The sequence below is a fragment of the Amycolatopsis sp. NPDC049868 genome (genome assembly GCF_044461365.1).
GTDB lineage: Bacteria > Actinomycetota > Actinomycetes > Mycobacteriales > Pseudonocardiaceae > Amycolatopsis.
The window spans coordinates 36,145-53,427 of sequence record NZ_JBITKV010000004.1 but is presented as its reverse complement, the minus strand read 5'-3'; the positions used below and the strand labels follow the sequence as shown (position 1 = coordinate 53,427).

Below are 17,283 nucleotides of genomic sequence, written 5' to 3'. Positions count from 1 at the left end.
AACTCCGTCGAGGGGGTGCCCGGAACAACTTCGACCCGATTCCCTGAATGTGTCAGCGCCGACCGCAGAGGATTCCGATGTCCATACAACTCGTCACAGTCGTGGCGCTCGCCCTGGTCTTCCTGATCGCGACCGTGCTCCCCGTCCACATGGGAGCGCTGGCGTTCGTCGCCGCCTTCGTGATCGGCACGGTCTTCGCCGGGGAGAGCACCGACGACATCGTCTCGGGCTTTCCCGGCGATCTCTTCGTCATCCTGGTCGGGGTGACGCTGCTGTTCGCGATAGCCAAAGGCAACGGCACCGTCGACCGGCTCGTGCACCTGGTGGTGCGCGCCGTCGGCGGGCGGATCGCCCTGATCCCGTGGGTGATGTTCGTGGTCACCGCGGCGTTGACCGCGGTCGGCGCGGTGGTACCGGCGGCGGTGGCGATCATCGCGCCGATCGGCATGGGATTCGCCCGCCGCTACTCGATCAACCCGATGCTGATGGGCCTGCTGATCATCAACGGCGCCAGCGCGGGCGGTTTCTCCCCCATCAGCATCTTCGGCAGCATCGTCAACGGCGTCGTCGCCCGCGACAACCTGCCGAGCGATCCGGGGCTGCTGTTCGCGTCTTCCTTCGTCTTCAACCTGGTGCTGAGTGTCGTGGTGTTCTTCGTCTTCGGCGGCCGCGAACTGATCCGCCGCTCTTCGACCGCGAGGCCCAAAGTCGCCGCACTCGCGCACAGCGGTTCCTCGACGGTGACGACGTTGACCGGCGACCCCACGCCTTCGAGCGGCGGCACCGACGAGCCCGAAGAACGACTTCCGCTCACGCGCAACCACGTGTTCACGCTGATCGGGCTGGCCGCGCTCGCGGTGGGCGCGCTGGTGTTCAAACTCGACGTCGGCTTCACCGCGCTGACCGTGGCGACGGTGCTGTCACTGGTCTCGCCGGGATCGGCCAAGGCCGCCGTCGGTGAGGTGGCGTGGCCGACCGTGCTGCTGATCTGCGGGATCGTCACCTTCGTCTCGCTGATGGAGCGGGTCGGCACGATCGACTGGCTCGGCAACCTGGTGACGCGGATCGGTTCACCGCTGCTGGCCGCGATCCTGATCTGCGCGATCGGCGCGGTGGTCTCGGCGTTCGCGTCGACGACCGGGATCCTTGGCGCGCTCATCCCGCTCGCGGTGCCGTTCCTGCTGGCGGGCGAGGTCGGGGCGGTCGGCATGATCATCGCGCTGGCGATCTCATCTTCGGTCGTCGACTCGTCGCCGTTCTCCACCAGCGGCGCGCTGGTGGTGGCCAACGCGCCCGCCGGCCAGAACGACAAGGTGTTCCGGGGCTTGATGATCTGGGGATTCAGCATGTGCGCGATCGCGCCGATCGCGACCTGGCTGCTGTTCATCCTGCCCGGCTGAGGCCTTCGCCGGCTCCGAAGTACATGAAGGCCCCCATCCTTGCGCCTAAGTACAGGAAGGGGGCCTTCATGTACAACCCGGCTCCTTCGGCTAACGGCTCCGGCGTTCGGCCAGCCAGCGTTCCGAATCGGGAGTGCCACCGTCGAGCTGGTCCACCACCGCGTCGAGGAAGCTGCCGTGACCATGATCGGCCAGCGCCTGCAACACCGCTTCGGGATCGCCGCCCTCGATGATCGTGAGCAGTTCGCGATGCCGCTCGACGTTCTGCATCAACGATTCGCCGTCGCGGCGGGCGCTGCGGTTGAGGGCCATGCACAGCTGCATCTGCAGGGAAAGCGCGCGATAGGCCTCGGTGACCCGCTCGTGCCCGGCCAGCGCGACGATCGACTGATGGAAGTCGTACTTGCGTTGCGTGAACACACCTTCGTCGCCATCGCGGCCCGCCTGTTCGAACGCCGCGAGGGCGTCCCGGCAGGCCTGCAACCGCTCCGGAGAGCGGACCGGGATCCCGATCCGGACGGCGAAGGCTTCGAGTTCTTCGCGCAGGGTGACGATTTCGTAGACGTCATGGCGGGTCAGCGGGCGGACGATGACGCCGCGCCGCGGATGGGGCACGACGAGTCCCTCGAAGGCCAAGACCTGCAACGCTTCGCGAAGCGGCGGGCGGGACACCCCGAGCCGCTCGGTGAGCTTGGCCTCGACCAAACGCGTGCCGGGCGGGAGCTCGCCGGAAAGTATCATCGCGCGCAGCGCCTGGGTGGCCAGATCGGCCATGCTCGGCGGCGCGACGATCCGGCCGTCCTGGTCCTGCACGGCACTGGCGGAACTCGTGGTCATCCGGATCCCCTCCCTGTCTGTATACGGTATATCAATCACCGTTGTCGCGTGTGAGCGGTAGGTCACTTCTTATTCGGTTGGACACTCCGTCCAATGCTTATACAGTCGGTCTCGTGACCAACGAGCATCCGTATCCGCCCGCCTTCCGCAGCGGCGACCTGGTTTCCGTGTCCGGGCGGCTCGGCGTGACCGAGACCGGAGAACTGGTATCCGGCGGGTTCGATGCCGAATGCCCGCAGGCCTTCGCCAACCTCGACGCCGCGCTGCGTTCGGTGGGCGCGACCCGGGCGGACGTGGTGAAGGTCGTCGTCTATCTGACCGACATCGCCGACCGCGACGGCCTCAACCGGGTCTACGAAGAGTTCTTCTCCGAGCCCAGGCCCGCCCGTACCTGTGTCGGGGTCGCATCCCTGCCCTACGGCGGCGTCGTCGAAGTCGAGGCGCTCGCCCGGGTTCGCGATGTCTGAGCAGGACGCGATCCTCGACGCGCTCGCCCCGGTCGCCGACGGCATAGCGGCGACGCTCGGCTCGTTCTGCGAGGTCGTGGTGCACGACTTCCGCCGTCCGGAGAAGTCGGTGGTCGCGATCGCCGGATCGGTCACCGACCGCACCGTCGGCGGGTCGATGAGCGAGATCGGCATGGGCCTGCTCGCCCGCGGCGACGATGCCGAAGACCAGCTGAACTATGTGACCAGGACAGCGTCGGGGAAGCTCGTGAAGTCTTCGACGATGCTGCTGCGCGACAGCGGCGGCTCGGTGTTCGGCGCGCTGTGCGTGAACCTCGACGTCACCGCGCTCGGCCAGCTGCGGACCCTCGTCGGCGAACTCGCCGATGTCGGCACCGCCGCCGCGACGCCGACCACCACCTTCAGCGACGACGTCGACGCGGTGGTGGACGCGATCGTCGACGAGCACCAACTCCGGCTGAACAAACCGTGGACCGCGCTCAGCCGCGAAGAACGTCTCGACCTGTTCCGCAGCCTGCACGCACGCGGAGTCTTCGCCGTGCGGCGGGCCGTGCCCCAGGTGGCGGCCCGGATCGGGATCTCCCGCGCCTCCGCCTACAACTATCTCGCCGAAATCCGTGAGCAAGGAGCATCATGACCGCCCCCGTGACCATCGACGACATCCGCGACGCGGCCGCCCGCCTGGCCGGGGTCGCGCACCGGACCCCGGTCGTGCGTTCCCGCACCCTCGACGACCTCGTCGGCGCCGAGGTCTTCATCAAGTGCGAGAACCTCCAGCGCGTCGGGGCCTTCAAGTTCCGCGGCGCGTACAACGCCGCCTCCCGGCTCTCGCCGGAACAGCTGGCCAAGGGCATCGCCGCGTACTCCTCAGGCAACCACGCGCAGGCCGTCGCGCTCGCCGCGCGGGAACTCGGGAGCAGCGCGGTCATCCTGATCCCGGAGGACACCCCGCAGTCCAAAAAGGACGCCACAGCGGGCTATGGCGCCGAGATCGTCACCTACGACCGGTACACCGGCGACCGCGTCGCCATCGGCGAGGCGCTGGCGGCCGACCGCGGTCTCGCGCTCATCCCGCCCTACGAGCACCCGCACGTGATCGCGGGTCAGGGCACCGCGGCGCTGGAACTGCTGGAGGACACCGATTCCCTGGACACCCTCCTCGTCCCGGTCGGAGGTGGCGGCCTGATCGCGGGCAGCTCGACCGCCGCGAAGGCCGTGCGGCCCGGCATCCGGGTGGTCGGCGTCGAACCCGCCGCGGGTGACGACACCAAACGCTCGCTGGAGGCGGGCGAACGCGTGTCGATCCCGGTGCCGCGGACCATCGCCGACGGCCAGGCCGCTTCCATCCCCGGCGAACTGACGTTCTCGATCAACCGGCGGCTCGTCGACGAAATCGCGCTGGTCACCGACGAGCAGGTCCGGGACGCGATGCGGTTCGCGTTCGAGCGACTGAAGCTCGTCATCGAGCCGAGCGGGGCGACCGGCCTCGCCGCGCTGCTCAGCGGCCAGGTCTCCGCCTCGGGCCGGGTCGGGGTGATCATCAGCGGCGGGAACGTCAGCCCGGAACGCTTCGCCGAACTGATCGCCGGCTGATCCTCGCATTTCGTCCTCTGAATGCGGTGGTCCGAGGGCATGACATGGAGATGATCAATGATCGTCGCAGGTCAGGAATCCGCGGGTGGATCTTGTTGCGACCACCGACGTGGGCATGGGCATGGACTTCGCCCATTAGCTTGATCAGCTCGTCGTCATCGGGTTACGGTCGCCTTGCAGGGATCGCCGCGCGTGCGCACGGCGAGAGGCAGATCCTCCATGTCCAAGAAGACGCGGAAACCCAGGCGTGGCCCGGGATACAGCGTTGAGGAAATCCATCGGAAGTCCGGTACCCAGTACCAGGTCTACGTCTGGGACGCGGTAGCCCAGAGGAAACAGAACGTCCCCGCTCCGGACGGCTCGAAGACCCTCGAGTTCTACGAGCACGCCGAGGCCGCGGCGAAGGTCCTACACCAGCGGATCGACGGCACCTACACCGACGCGGGTCTTCCCGTGCAGCGCCAGTCGAGGCGGTTCGAGGAGTACGCCGATCTGTGGTGGCCGCACCAGGGGGGCACCGCTTCGACTCGCAGGGCGCGCAAGTACGGCGTGAGCGCCTTCAAGAAGACGTTCGGCAAGCGGATGCTAGACGAGCTGACCGAGACCGGCTTCAAAGCTCAACGCGGACCCGGAGGCTGATCCGCCGGCCGATGTCGAGTACACCGGAGGGCTCCCGTAGGGAACTCACAGCCCTACAGCAAGGATTCCGCGACAGGGCGAAGTGTGAGGCCGAAAGGTTCCGCCTCGCCACAGACTCCGAGTAGAAGTTCCTCCGGAACGCGAAGCTGCTCCCCATCGGCGACAAGTACATGGACGGCTACGCCATGGCCAGCGTGCTCGGCGTACTGATGGAAGACGAACAGAGAAAGAAGGAGAGCACACCTGCGTCGTTCGCTCGTCAACGTCAGCGGAGCCACGATCCGTGGACCGCCCGTCGGCTCGACATTCGCGCGGCGGGCGCGGCCGGTGACCGCAGCCCTGCTACCTGACCGAGGGCAGCAGACACGAATGCCGCAAAATCGACCGGGCAGCATTCGTCTCTGCCTTCACCTGTTCCGCCTTACAATGTCACGCAGGCCGCATTGGTACCGTGATGCTGATCTCCGCACACCAACGTACCTTTCGGGTACTTTTTGTTGACGTTCGCCGCAAAAGACGTCCGTCGCGGCGGTGTACCCGTGGCGGGCCAGCGGTCGTTCCTGATGAAGACCAACAGTGGTCGCGCAATTTTGTCGGTAACGTAAACGACAACCGTGCTGACTAGCACGCGGCCGCCGTCCGAGTTGTAAATGTCGGCTCTCGTGCAGATCTTTCCGTTACAGACTGTGCGAAGATCCGCATTGGCCGCTGGTGCGCTTGTAGCCATGAGAGCACCTGCCGCGACCGTGGCGGCCATTAATGACGCGATTTTACGCCTCAAGGTATCCTCCAATTGACATTGTCAAAGGAAGGAAAACGGCTGCCCTTTCAGGCATTCTCGATCATTTCAGACTAGGCGTGATCATTACGCCGCCCCCTCCCCGATGCCACGCCAGTGTGGCACATGGCCGCGATCCGTCACATGCTCCTAATGGGTTAATCGCTGACGTTGTGCGTGCAATGTGTAGACGTTTCACAAATCAACGCGACGAAGCACGGGAGAGGTGAATGACCAGCGGGAGCACGTGGAGCCAACCCGAAGCCGACAGCACTGAAGTTGCTCCACGGCGACCGGCCCGACCGGATCGACCACGCGGAGCCGATCCCGCCCGAGAACGAGGTCATCGCGCCCGTGAACCCGTCCGACGACGCCCGCGCCGCGTGGGACCGGCTCGCGCCCGGCCTGATCGGCGTCGGCGTGGTCACCGTGTGGGACGTCGACGCCTTCGTGGTCGTGCGCGAGGCGCTGGCGTGGTCCCGCCGGCCGTTTGAACTCGCGCCGTGGCAACGGAAAGACATCGTCGAGCTGCGGTCGGCGAAGTCGTGTGGGATCCGGAATGGGAGTCCTTCGTCCGCCGCTTCCAGATCGGCTGGATCGAGCTGGCGCGGAAGAACGGCAAGAGCGAGCTGCTGGCGTTCACCGCGCTCGTCGTGATCAGCGGGTGGCTGCGTCCGCTGATGCCGGTCATCGTCGACATCGCAGCGGCCTTCCTCGCCTGGTACGCCGTGGCCGCTGCGATCAGCGCGGTGACCAAGGCCGTCGAGCTGGTACGCGGAGTCATCCTTGCCGTCCGGATCGCCTGGCCGTTGCTGAACCTCGCGGTCACAGGCCGAGCCCGCCCGCCAGCACCGGCCAAGAGTTCCGCAGCGCCCGCTGCCAGTAGGGCCAGCTGTGCGTACCGTCGCCGTAGTAGTCGACGGTCGCCGGAATCCCCTTGGCCTTCAACCGATCCGTGAAGGTCACCGAGGAGGCCAGCGCCTGGGGTTCGAAGATGTCGGACTTGCCCGGCGGGTCGAGCGGGCCGGTCTTCCCGTTCCCGCAGGAGATGTAGAGCGCCGTGCCGCGTAGGCCGTCGATGTTGTCGTACGGGTTGTTCGCCGTCCAGATCGGCCGCATCCCCCAGCTGTCGCCCCAGAGTTCGAGGTAGTTGAAGATCCCCGCGCGGGCCAGGATCCCCTGGATGAAGAGCGGGGCCCCCTGGTTGAGGGTGTTCGGCACCCCGCTGTAGGACGCCGCCGCCGTGAACATCCCCTTGTGCTTGTGCGAGTACGCGAGCGCGCCGTATCCGCCGATCGACAGCCCGGCGACCGCCCGGCGCGTGCCCGCCCGGTAGCCGCGTTCGACGATCTGCCGTACTTCCAGGGTGTGGAAGGTGTCCCAGTCGGGAGTGCTCCTGAGCCCGAAGTTCCACCACTTCGTGTACATGCCGGCCGGACCGCCCGTCGGCATGACGACGAGGGCGTCCTTGTCGGCGGTGAACGCCTTGACGTCGGTGAACTGGTCCCACGAGCGGTAGTCGACCGGTTCGCAGCAGCCGTGCAGCAGGTACAGCGTCGGCCAGGTCCGCGTGGGTTGCGCCGCCCAGCCGGTCGGCACCAGCAGGCGGACCATACCGGTGGTCCCGAGCGCGGGCGAGCTGATCTTGAGGTCGACCGTGCGCGCGTCCAGCCAGGTCTCCTCGACGACCTTCGCCCCGTTGTCGGCGGAGACGGGCGCGGGCGCCGCGCTCGCGGGGATCGAACTTCCGAGCAGGGCCACCATGGCCAGCGCCAGCAGACCCCACCGCCGGGTTCGCTTCATCACTTCTCCTCGCTCACAACGGGATGTTTCCGTGTTTCTTGGCCGGGAGGGTCTGCCGTTTGGTCCGCAGCGCGTGCAGCGCCCTCGCCACCTGAAGGCGGGTCTGCGACGGCGCGATGACCTGATCGACGTAGCCGCGTTCCGCTGCCAGGTAAGGGTTCGAATGCCGTTCGCGGTACGCCTCGGTGAGCCGCTTCCGTTCGGCGGTCCGCTGTTCCGGTGGCTGTGCGGCGAGTTCGTGCCGGTGCAGCACCCGCACCGCGCCCTCGGCGCCCATCACCGCGATCTCGGCGGTGGGCCACGCCAGGTTGACGTCCGCGCCGAGGTGTTTCGACCCCATCACCGCGTAGCCGCCGCCATAGGCCTTGCGGATCACCACGGTCACCTTCGGCACGGTCGCTTCGGCGTAGGCGTAGATCAGCTTGGCACCGCGGCGGATGATCCCCTGCCGTTCCTGCGTTTCGCCGGGCAGGTAACCGGGGACGTCGGCGAGGGTGAGGATCGGGATGCCGAAGGCGTCGCAGAACCGGACGAATCGCGCGGCCTTCTCCGAGGCGTCGATGTCGATCACGCCCGCCTGATGGCGCGGCTGATTCGCCACGACCCCGACCGTCCGGCCCCGCACCCGGCCGAACGCGCAGATCATGTTCGGCGCGAAGGCGCTGTGGATCTCGGTGAACTCGCCGTCGTCGACGAGTCGCGCGATCACCTCGGTCATGTCGTAGGCCTGGTTCAGCGAGTCGGGCACCAGCCGGTCGAGTTCGAGATCGGCGGCGGTGAGCTCGGGATCGGTCTCGTCGGCGTATTCCGGGGCGGCGTCGAGGTTGTTGGACGGCAGGTAGCCGAGCAAGGTCTGCACCCAGTCGATGGCGTCGTGCTCGTCGACCGCCCGGTGGTGGGCGTTCCCGGAGACCTCGCTGTTCACCGCGGCGCCGCCGAGCCGCTGGGCGGAGACCCGCTCGCCGCTGACGGCGTGCACGACGTCCGGGCCGGTGACGAACATGTGCGCGGTCTCGTCGACCATCACGGTGAAATCGGTGATCGCCGGCGAATAGACCGCCCCGCCCGCGCACGGTCCCATGATCAGCGAGATCTGCGGGATGACACCGGACGCGAGCGCGTTGCGCCTGCCGAGCTCGGCGTAGTAGGCCAGCGAGACGACGCCTTCCTGGATCCGGGCGCCGCCGGAGTCGTTGATGCCGACCACGGGACAGCCCAGCGTCATCGCCAGGTCCATCACCTTCAGCACCTTCTCGCCGAAGACCTCGCCCATGCTGCCGCCGAACACGCTGAAGTCCTGGGAGAACACGCAGATCCGCCTGCCGTCGACGGTGCCGTGCCCGGTCACCACGCCGTCGCCGTAGGGCCGGTTGGCGTCCATCCCGAACTCGGTGCACCGGTGCCGGGCGAACTGGTCGAGTTCGACGAAGGAACCTTGGTCCAGCAACAGTTCGACGCGTTCGCGCGCGGTCAGCTTACCCTTGGCGTGCTGCCGGTCGACCGCCCGTTTCTCGGCGATCCGGAGATCCTCCTGGCGGGCGGCGAGGTCGGCGATCCGGAACGCCGTCGTGTCGGTCATGGCCGCGCCGCCTTGGGTGCCCCGAGCCGGGCCGCGAGCGCGGCGGCGACCACCTCGACGTGCGGCGGGTCGATCATCGACAGGTGATCGCCCGGCACCCGCACGACCTCCAGATCCGCGCAGAAGGCGTCCCAGCCGAGGGTTTCGTCGGTGCGCAGGTACCGCGGATCGAGGGTGGTGGTCAGCGGATGCGGCTCCTGCGCCCGGATCAGCAGCACCGGCCCGCCATACGGTTCCGGCTCGTACCGTTCGGCCACCCGTGCGTCCACATAGGACTCGTACTGGTGCCGCAGCACACCGTGCCCCATGCCGGGCACCTGCGCGGCCAGGCGGGCGATCACCAGCCGGATCTGTTCGTCGTCGCCGAGCCGGACGAGGTCCTCGCGCGGGATGTCCAGCGGCACACCGTAGGTCCGCTCGACGTGCTCGGCGAAGCGGTCGAACCGGTCCAGCAGGATCTCGTGCGCCGGCTTCCCCGGTGCGGGCAGCGGCAGGATGCTGTCGATCATGAACACGAGATCGACCCGCTCCCCCGCCGCCGTCAGCCGCCGGGCGGTCTCGTAGGCGAGGCAGCCGCCGAACGACCAGCCACCCAGCCGGTACGGGCCCCGCGGCTGGATTTCCCGGATCAGTTCGAGATAGCACTCGGCCTTGTCCTCGACCGTGTCCTCTTCGTCTATCCGTTCGAGCCCGTAGACGGGCCTGCCCTCCGGCAGCAGGCGGACGAGCCCCTCGTAGACACTCGTCGGACCGCCCGCCGGATGGAACAGGAACACCGGATCCGTGCCGCCCTCGCGCAGCGGCCGGACAGGGCAGCCTCCGCGTCCCTCGATCGCGTCGCGCAGCAGATCGGCCATCGCGGCGATCGTCGGCGTGGCGAACAGCCGCTCAGGGACGGCTCCCAGCTGCCCGGCGAAAACGACGCGCAACCGCTCGGCCGCTTCGTCGTCGCCACCGACGGCGAAGAAGTCGTCATGGACGCCGGGTTCCGTGCCGCCGAGCTCCGCCTGCCAGTGCCGGGCGATCCAGCGTTCGGCCGGATCACGTGGGCCGACGGCCGCACCCGGGCCGGCCGGCCGTGAGCCCGCCGCGCCGAACCCGGCCTGGTCCGCGAGATGGTCGGCGAGTTCGCCGAGGCTCGCGCCACGCAACAACAGCGGGATCGGCAGCGGCAGGCCGAAATCGCGTTCCACCACTCCCCTGGCGCGCATGGCGGTGAGGGAGTCCAGGCCGAGCCGGGTGAGCGGCGCGTTCCGGTCGATCTCGTCCGCGGCGAGGCCGAGCATCCCGGCGACGAGCCCGGCCAGGTAGTCGGCCAGCATCTCGCGGGCGGCTTCGGGCAGGACGGCCCGCAGCGCGTCCAGTCCGTCCCAAGTGGACTGTCCGGCGACCGGCTCGTCCCCCGGTACCAACAGGGCGAAGAACGGCCGTCCGGCCAGTCGCGGGAACAAAGCCAGGACGGTCCCCGCGTCGACACGGGCGATCCCGGTCGAGGCGCGATCGCGTCGCAGCACGGCGTCCAGTGCCGCCAGCGCCTCCTCCGTACCGAGCGGTTCGAGTACGGGGTTGCGATTGCCGACCGCCGCACCGGCCTCGCCCCAGGCTCCCCAGCCGATGGTCGCCGCGGGCAATCCGGCGGCCCGGCGCCACGCGACGAGCGCGTCCACCCACGCGTTCGCGGTGGCGTAAGCGGCCTGGCCCGGCGATCCGAACAGGGCGGCCGCCGACGAGTACGTCAGCCACCAGTCGAGTTCGTGCCCGGCTGTCGCTTCGTGCAGGCGCCACGCCCCGAGCGCTTTGGCGCGCCAGACGGCCTCGACGGCGGCGGTGCCGAGGCCGGCGGCGGCACCGTCGGACAGCACGCCGGCCGCGTGCAGCATGCCCCGCAACGGCAGGCCGCCGTCGGTCGCGGCCGCCACCAGCGCCTCGGCCGTCCCCGGCTCCGCGATATCCCCCGTCACCACGCGGACGTCGACGCCCTGGTCACGCAAATCCGCCAGCAGTGGTTCGACGGCGGGGCTCGCACCACGCCTGCCGGAGAGGACGAGCCTGGTCGCGCCGCGTCCGGCCAGCCAGTCCGCCGCGACCAGGCCGAGGCCGCCGAGACCGCCGGTGATCACATAAGCGCCTTCTCTCACAACGATTTCGCGGCCGGGCTCGCCGAGTTCCGGCCGGGCCAGCACCCGGGTGTACCGGACGCCCTCACGCCAGGCGATCTCGTCGTCCGGCGCGTCCGCCCGGATCTCCGCCGCCAGCTTGGCGACCCAGAGCCGGGCGGGATCCGGCTCGGCGTCGAAGTCGACCTGGCTCGCCCGCAGTTCGGGGTGTTCGAAGGCGAGTACACGGACCAGCCCGCGCAGCCATGCCTGACCGGGGTCTCCACGCTCGCCAGGTTCGATGGCGGACGCGCCCGCGCTGACGAACCACAACCGCGGCGCCCGTTCGGCCAGTTCGGCGAGGACACCGGAGAGCGTCGCGACCATCCGCGCGTCCCGCATCGGATCGGGCGCACCGGAACCGAGGCAAGCGAGGACTCCCGTCACCTCGCGGGCTCGCAGGGCTTCCGCGAGCGCGGCCCGGTCACCGAGCGGAACGGTCACCAGTTCGTCCCCGGCGAGCCGGTCACGCAACGCCGTCAGCCACGGCGCGTCTTCGTGCAGCACGACCCAGCAGCGCGGGCCCGGCGCGGCCGGCGGCAGGTCGGCCTGCCGCCAGACCGTCTCGAACAGCAGATCCGCCATCGGCACCGGCAGCGCCGAACGCTGGAACCGGCGGCAATAGACCTCGCGGAACTCGACCAGGACGACACCGTCGGCGTCGACCAGCTGGACGCCGCCGACCAGGCCGTCACCGGCCGGATCGAGCGAGTCGAGCACGGCGTCGACCCGGACACCGCGACGTGGGTCGCCGGCGAGGACGACCTCGCCCAAGGTCAGCGGCAGGAACACGCCGTCGAGTTCGCGCAGCACGTCCCCGGCGGCCGCGGCCAGCGCGTGCAGGCAGCCATCGGCGATCACCGGGTGCAGGACGTACGCCGGATCGTCGGCGGGCAGGGTGATCGACGCCGAGGCCCGGCCGGGTGCCGCCAGGACTTCGCGCAGCCCGCGGAAAGCGGGACCGTAACCCTGCCCCATCCCGGCCAGTACCTGGTACAGGTCGATCGGCCGGGCGTCGTCGCCGACCGCGCCGAACGGCACCACCGCGGTGTTCCCGTCACGGACACGGGCGGTCGCGTGCCGCACCCAGCCGCCGTCCGCGGAGCGCGCATAGACGTCCACTTCGGACGGTCCGGCGCTCAGGCTGGTCGTCACCTCGGTATGCGCGGCGAGCGGAAGGACGCGATGCAGTTCAAGACCGCCGATACGCAGTTGCCCGCCGGGCCGCAGGACCGACTTCGCCGCCGCGAGCGCGAGTTCCAGGAATCCGGCGGCGGGGAACAGCGGAACACCCATCGCCGCGTGGTCGGCCAGCCACGGCAGCGTCTCGGTCCCGACGTCCGCGCGCCACAGATGCCCGCCACCGGTCGGTTGTTCGATGTGGACACCCAGCAACGGATGCGCGCCCTTGGCTCGATTCGCCGGGCGTCGCGGCCAGAACCGCCGGTGCCGCCAGCGCGGGCCGGGCAGCTCGACCGGAAGCGGGCGGGGGCCACCGTCGTCGAGTACGACGGGCAGTCCGAGGGTGTGAAGCCGGGCGAGCGTGGTCAGGAACGCCTGTCGCTCGTCGACCTTGCGACTCGCGGACGGCACCGCGAGCGCGCCGGTGCTCTGCTCGATCGCGGCCAGTGCCACCGGATGCGGCGAGATCTCGACGAACACGCCGTAGCCGTCGGCGGTAGCCGCCGCCAGCGCCTGGCTGAACCGCACCGGACGGCGCAGATTCGCCGCCCAGTACTCGACGTCGAACACCGGCGACCACTGTGGATCGTCGAGAACGCTGCTGTAGCAGGGGATCTCCACCGGTCTTGGGGACAGCCCGCCGAGCTCGGCGCGGAACCGGCCGAGAACGGCGTCGACGGCTTCCGAATGGCCCGCCCCACCGACCGGAAGCCGCTTCGCCAGCCTGCCGAGGCTCTCGACATGCGACACCAGCGCCTCGACCTGTTCGGCTCCGCCGCTGACGGTGCACTGGACCGGCGACGCATAGACCGCGACCGTGATCCCGGGGAAGTCCGCTTCGAGGTCGGCGAGTTCGGCCGGGGACAGTTCGACCACCGCCATCGCGCCGTCGCCGGAGGCGTCGACCTCGGCCAGCAGCCGGGCGCGGGTGGCCATCACGCGCAGGCCGTCGGCGGCGTCCAGCGCTCCGGCGACGACGGCGGCCGCGACCTCGCCCATCGAATGCCCGAGCACCGCGGCCGGGACGACGCCGTGCGCACGCCAGAGCCCGGCGAGGGCGAGCTGCATGCCGAACAACGCGAGCTGCGTCGCGCCGAGGTCCGGCAGGTCGTAGTCGCCGGAGAACACCGCGTGCAGGGAGAATCCGGCTTCGGCCCGGAACACCGGATCGAGTGCCTCCACCTCGGCCCGGAACGCGGGCTCGGTGCGCAGCAGGACGCGGCCCATCCCTGGCCACTGGGAGCCGTAGCCGGAGAAGACGAACACGACATCCGACACGGGCGCGGCCTCGCCGAGGACGACGTCGCCGCTCTCGCGTCCGGCGGCCATTTCCCGCAAGGCGGCGGTCGCCCGGTCGCGTCCCTCCGCGATGACCGCGCCACGGACGGACAGGTGGTCCCGGCTCCTGGCCAGTGTCGCGGCGACCGCGTCCAGCGAGACCGCCCGGTGAGCGGGATCTTCGAGCCAGACCGCCAGATCGGCGGCCCGCGCCCGGAGCACCTCGGCCGAACGAGCGGACAGCGCGAACACCCGCGAGCCCTCGGTTTCCTTCCCCCGGGCGGCGAACGACGCGGCGGGCCACTCTTCGAGGACGACGTGGGCGTTGGTGCCGCCGAACCCGAACGCCGAGACCCCGGCCCGCACGACGTCGGAGTAGCGCGGCCAGTCCGTCCCTGCGTCCACCACACGAAGGTGCAGACCGGGGAAATCGATGTGCGGGCTGGGTTCGTGATGATGCGGGGTCGGTGGCAGCCGCCGGTGGACCATCGCGAGGACGACCTTGATCAGCCCGGCCATCCCCGCCGCGCCTTCCAGATGGCCGAGGTTCCCCTTCACCGAGCCGATCAGGAGCGGGCGGCCGGGTTCGCGGCCGGCTCCGAGCACCTCGCCGAGCGCGCTCGCCTCGATCGGGTCGCCCACCTCGGTCCCGGTCCCGTGTGCCTCCACGTAGTCCACAGAGGACGGTTCGACGCCCGCCGCCGCGTACGCGTCACGCAACAGGTCCGCCTGCGCGCCGGGACTGGGTGCCACGAGACCGTTCGACCGGCCGTCGGAATTGATCGCGCTGCCGCGGATCACCGCGAGCACCCGATCACCCACGCGGCGAGCGGCCTTCAGCGGTCTCAGCACGATCACCCCGCAGCCCTCGCCGCGGGCGATACCGTCGGCGGCGGCGTCGAACGGTTTGCAGTGCCCGTCCGGGGCCAGCACCCCGGCCCGCTCGAAGGACGCGGTGACCGCGGGCGAGAGCAGCAGGTTCACCCCGGCGACGAGTGCCGTCCCGCATTCGCCGTGGCGGAGGCTCTGCACCGCCTGGTGCACCGCGACCAGCGACGACGAGCACGCGGTGTCGAGGGTGAGACTGGGGCCGCGCAGGTCGAACAGGTACGACAGCCGGTTCGCGGCGATACTCGTCGCGGCGCCGGTGGCGGACCAGACGTCGACCGTGGCGGGGTCGGCCATCGTCAGGTGGCCGTACTCGCCTGCCGAGAGCCCCACGAACACCCCGGTCCGGCTTCCGCGCAGCGTGGACGGCGGGATACCGGCGTGTTCCAGCGCCGCCCAGGCGACTTCGAGCAGCATCCGCTGCTGGGGATCCATCGTTTCGGCCTCGCCCGGCGTGATACCGAAGAACTCGGCGTCGAAACCGGCGATGTCGCCGAGGAATCCGCCGCGGGCGGGGATATCCCAGCGGTCTTCCGGGACCTCGCGGATGCCGTCGCGCCCGGCGTCCAGCAGCCGCCAATACCGCTCCGGGGAGTCCGCGCCGCCCGGCAAACGGCAGCCGACTCCGACGATCGCGATCGGTTCCTCTTCGCGGCTTTCGCCGCTCACGACCGCAGGTCCCTCCTCTGTGGACAGACGAGCGGCGAGAGCGGTGATCGTCGGGTACTGCCACACCAGCGTCGGCGGCAACGGGCGGCCGAGATGCCTGCCCAGCTCCGCCGCCAGTTCCATCGACTCCCGTGAGGAAAGCCCGCTCTCGTGCAGCGGCCGGTCGGCGTCGACCTGGCCGGCGGGCGACCCGGTCCGCTCGGCCACCCGCGCGATGAGCCAGGCGCGGATCTCGCCGGTCACCCGAGCCGCCGCGCGGTCAGCGAACCGTCCAGATAGGACTTCCGGCAGAGAGCCCGGCTGATCTTGCCGCTGGAAGTGCGCGGGATCTCGCCCGGGGCGAGGAAGACGACGTCGTCCGGCCGCAGACCGTGCGCGGCCGAGACCGCCCTCCGGATCTCGCCGGTCGCCGCGGCGATGTCGGCCTCCCTCCCCTTCGCGCGCTCCGCCAGCACGACCGCCGCCTCGCCGTCTCCACGCTCGATCGCGAACGCCGCGGCGGAATGCGGCCGGACCGCGGGATGGGTCTCCACGGTCTGTTCGATGTCCTGCGGATAGTGGTTACGGCCGTCGACGATGACGAGATCCTTGAGCCTGCCGGTCATGAACAGTTCGCCGTCGTACCGCACCCCGAGATCCCCGGTCGCGAGCCAGCCGGCGCCGGACTCCGGATCGATCGGCGGCAGGCCGAAGACACCGCCGGACGCGGCGGGCCGCCCCCAGTACCCCACTCCGACGTTCGGGCCGTTGACCTGTATCTCCCCCACCCTGCCGGGTTCGACCAGCGCGCCGGTGACCGGATCGGCGATGCGGACCCGTTGCCCCGCCGGGAATCCGCACGAGACGAGCGTGGTGGACGGCGCGCCGTGGAGCGCGGGCGTCGCCAGCCCGGCGGCGAGCTGATCGCGGTCGAAAGCGACCTCTCGCGGCACCTTCCCCGCCTCGGTGACGGATACGAGCACGGTGGCCTCGGCCAGCCCGTAGGACGACCGGTGCACCTCCGGGCGCAGCCCGCACTCTTCGAAAGCGCCGTGGAACTTCGCGATGGTCGACGGGAGGACCGGCTCGCTGCCGTTGATCAACGAGACGACCCGGCTCAGTTCGAGGTAGCTCTTCTCGGCCTCGGTCACGCGGGAAGCGCAGTAGGCGTAAGCGAAATTGGGTGCCGCGCTGATCGCGCCGGGGCTGGCCGAGAGCGCGCGCAGCCAGCGTGACGGACGTTCGAGGAAGGCGAGCGGATCCATCAGGACCGACGACGCGCCCGCCGCCATCGGCGCGCCGATCCCGAGAATCAGGCCCATGTCGTGGAAGAGCGGCAGCCAGCTGACGGTGGACGTCGTCCCGGTCTCGACCGCGTAGGCGTCGCACGCCTGCCGGGCGTTGGTGAGCGCGTTGCGGTGGGTCAGCATCACACCCGCCGGCGTCCTCGTGGAACCGGACGTGTACTGCAGGTACGCCAGTCCGTCCGGTTCCGGTCGCGGCCAGGAGCGGTCACCGGCCGCGACCGGAGCAGTGGTGTCGACGGCGAGCACGGCGGGTCGCTCGATCGCCGTCGAGGCGAGGAAACCGGCGGTGGCGTCGAGTCCGTCAGTGGTCGTGAGCACGACCCTCGGCGTGCAGTCGGCGAGCACGGCCGCCAGCCTGCCCGCGTGCCCGGGGAGGTCCGGGGCGAACAGCGGGACCGCGACCAGCCCGGCACGGATCGCGCCGAGGAAGGCGACGACGTAGTCGACGGACTGCCGGGCCAGGATCGCGGCCCGGTCACCGGCACCGGTGAACGAGGTCAGCCGGGTGGCCAGGGCGTCGACGCGCTCGTCGAGTTCGCGCCAGGACAAGGTGATCGCCCGGCCGTCCGCTCCGGCGCGATGGTCGAGGTAGGTCACCGCGACCTCGTCGCCGAGCCGCCACGCCCAGTACCTCAGCAGGGTCGCGAACGACTCCCCACCGGGGGCGTCGTCCGTGCCGTGGGCGGCGACGACCGTTTCCGAAATGGTTTCCATGGCCCCTCGTTTGA

General features: G+C 70.0%; 12 protein-coding genes. 7 read left to right on the top strand and 5 right to left on the bottom strand.

Going from position 1 to position 17,283, the window contains the following annotated elements:
- Positions 1-77 precede the first annotated feature (77 nt).
- Complete coding sequence (locus ACIBTM_RS18830; protein ID WP_395878218.1) at positions 78-1,400, top strand: SLC13 family permease; 1,323 nt, start codon at positions 78-80, stop codon at positions 1,398-1,400.
- Between the two features lie 90 nt (positions 1,401-1,490).
- Here ACIBTM_RS18830 and ACIBTM_RS18825 read toward each other — a convergent pair whose 3' ends face one another.
- Positions 1,491-2,237, bottom strand: coding sequence for a GntR family transcriptional regulator (locus ACIBTM_RS18825; protein ID WP_395878216.1), 747 nt, complete (start codon positions 2,235-2,237; stop codon positions 1,491-1,493).
- 113 nt (positions 2,238-2,350) lie between these two features.
- Between ACIBTM_RS18825 and ACIBTM_RS18820 the strand changes: the two genes are divergently transcribed.
- The 6 genes from ACIBTM_RS18820 (at position 2,351) to ACIBTM_RS18795 (ending at position 6,371) form a co-directional block, all read left to right on the top strand.
- Complete coding sequence (locus ACIBTM_RS18820; protein WP_395878214.1) at positions 2,351-2,704, top strand: RidA family protein; 354 nt, start codon at positions 2,351-2,353, stop codon at positions 2,702-2,704.
- Positions 2,697-3,341, top strand: coding sequence for a transcriptional regulator (locus ACIBTM_RS18815; RefSeq protein WP_395878212.1), 645 nt, complete (start codon positions 2,697-2,699; stop codon positions 3,339-3,341). The genes ACIBTM_RS18820 and ACIBTM_RS18815 overlap by 8 nt, the downstream gene beginning before the upstream one ends.
- Positions 3,338-4,297 carry a pyridoxal-phosphate dependent enzyme gene (locus ACIBTM_RS18810; RefSeq protein WP_395878210.1) on the top strand — a complete coding sequence of 320 codons (960 nt, stop codon included), beginning with the start codon at positions 3,338-3,340 and terminating at the stop codon, positions 4,295-4,297. Before ACIBTM_RS18815 ends, ACIBTM_RS18810 begins: the two co-directional genes overlap by 4 nt.
- Positions 4,298-4,516: 219 nt before the next feature.
- Positions 4,517-4,936 (top strand): hypothetical protein, encoded by a 420-nt coding sequence (locus ACIBTM_RS18805; protein WP_395878208.1) that lies wholly within the window; start codon positions 4,517-4,519, stop codon positions 4,934-4,936.
- Between the two features lie 170 nt (positions 4,937-5,106).
- Complete coding sequence (locus tag ACIBTM_RS18800; protein WP_395878206.1) at positions 5,107-5,286, top strand: hypothetical protein; 180 nt, start codon at positions 5,107-5,109, stop codon at positions 5,284-5,286.
- A gap of 707 nt (positions 5,287-5,993) precedes the next feature.
- Positions 5,994-6,371, top strand: coding sequence for a hypothetical protein (locus ACIBTM_RS18795; RefSeq protein ID WP_395878204.1), 378 nt, complete (start codon positions 5,994-5,996; stop codon positions 6,369-6,371).
- 168 nt (positions 6,372-6,539) lie between these two features.
- Here the strand turns inward: ACIBTM_RS18795 and ACIBTM_RS18790 are convergent, their stop codons facing one another.
- From ACIBTM_RS18790 to ACIBTM_RS18775, 4 genes are read right to left on the bottom strand one after another with little or no spacing between them, the layout of a single operon-like run.
- Entirely contained in the window at positions 6,540-7,517 is a 978-nt protein-coding gene (locus tag ACIBTM_RS18790; protein WP_395878202.1) for an alpha/beta hydrolase, read from the bottom strand.
- 13 nt (positions 7,518-7,530) lie between these two features.
- On the bottom strand, positions 7,531-9,096 hold the full coding sequence (locus ACIBTM_RS18785; protein ID WP_395878200.1) for an acyl-CoA carboxylase subunit beta: 1,566 nt from the start codon (positions 9,094-9,096) through the stop codon (positions 7,531-7,533).
- The gene (locus tag ACIBTM_RS18780) at positions 9,093-15,512 is read right to left on the bottom strand and encodes an SDR family NAD(P)-dependent oxidoreductase (RefSeq protein WP_395878198.1); all 6,420 of its coding nucleotides are present in this window, start codon (positions 15,510-15,512) and stop codon (positions 9,093-9,095) included. The genes ACIBTM_RS18785 and ACIBTM_RS18780 overlap by 4 nt, the downstream gene beginning before the upstream one ends.
- Positions 15,509-17,269: a fatty acyl-AMP ligase gene (locus tag ACIBTM_RS18775; protein ID WP_395878196.1), complete on the bottom strand. Its 1,761-nt coding sequence runs from the start codon at positions 17,267-17,269 to the stop codon at positions 15,509-15,511. The genes ACIBTM_RS18780 and ACIBTM_RS18775 overlap by 4 nt, the downstream gene beginning before the upstream one ends.
- Positions 17,270-17,283 lie beyond the last annotated feature (14 nt).

Excerpts from the sequence above, each read along its gene's own strand:
- ACIBTM_RS18830 (WP_395878218.1), top strand. The coding sequence starts at position 78 with ATGTCCATACAACTCGTCACAGTCGTGGCGCTCGCCCTGGTCTTCCTG.
- ACIBTM_RS18825 (WP_395878216.1), bottom strand. The coding sequence starts at position 2,237 with ATGACCACGAGTTCCGCCAGTGCCGTGCAGGACCAGGACGGCCGGATC.
- ACIBTM_RS18815 (WP_395878212.1), top strand. The coding sequence starts at position 2,697 with ATGTCTGAGCAGGACGCGATCCTCGACGCGCTCGCCCCGGTCGCCGAC.
- ACIBTM_RS18810 (WP_395878210.1), top strand. The coding sequence starts at position 3,338 with ATGACCGCCCCCGTGACCATCGACGACATCCGCGACGCGGCCGCCCGC.
- ACIBTM_RS18805 (WP_395878208.1), top strand. The coding sequence starts at position 4,517 with ATGTCCAAGAAGACGCGGAAACCCAGGCGTGGCCCGGGATACAGCGTT.
- ACIBTM_RS18800 (WP_395878206.1), top strand. The coding sequence starts at position 5,107 with ATGGACGGCTACGCCATGGCCAGCGTGCTCGGCGTACTGATGGAAGAC.
- ACIBTM_RS18790 (WP_395878202.1), bottom strand. The coding sequence starts at position 7,517 with ATGAAGCGAACCCGGCGGTGGGGTCTGCTGGCGCTGGCCATGGTGGCC.
- ACIBTM_RS18785 (WP_395878200.1), bottom strand. The coding sequence starts at position 9,096 with ATGACCGACACGACGGCGTTCCGGATCGCCGACCTCGCCGCCCGCCAG.
- ACIBTM_RS18775 (WP_395878196.1), bottom strand. The coding sequence starts at position 17,269 with ATGGAAACCATTTCGGAAACGGTCGTCGCCGCCCACGGCACGGACGAC.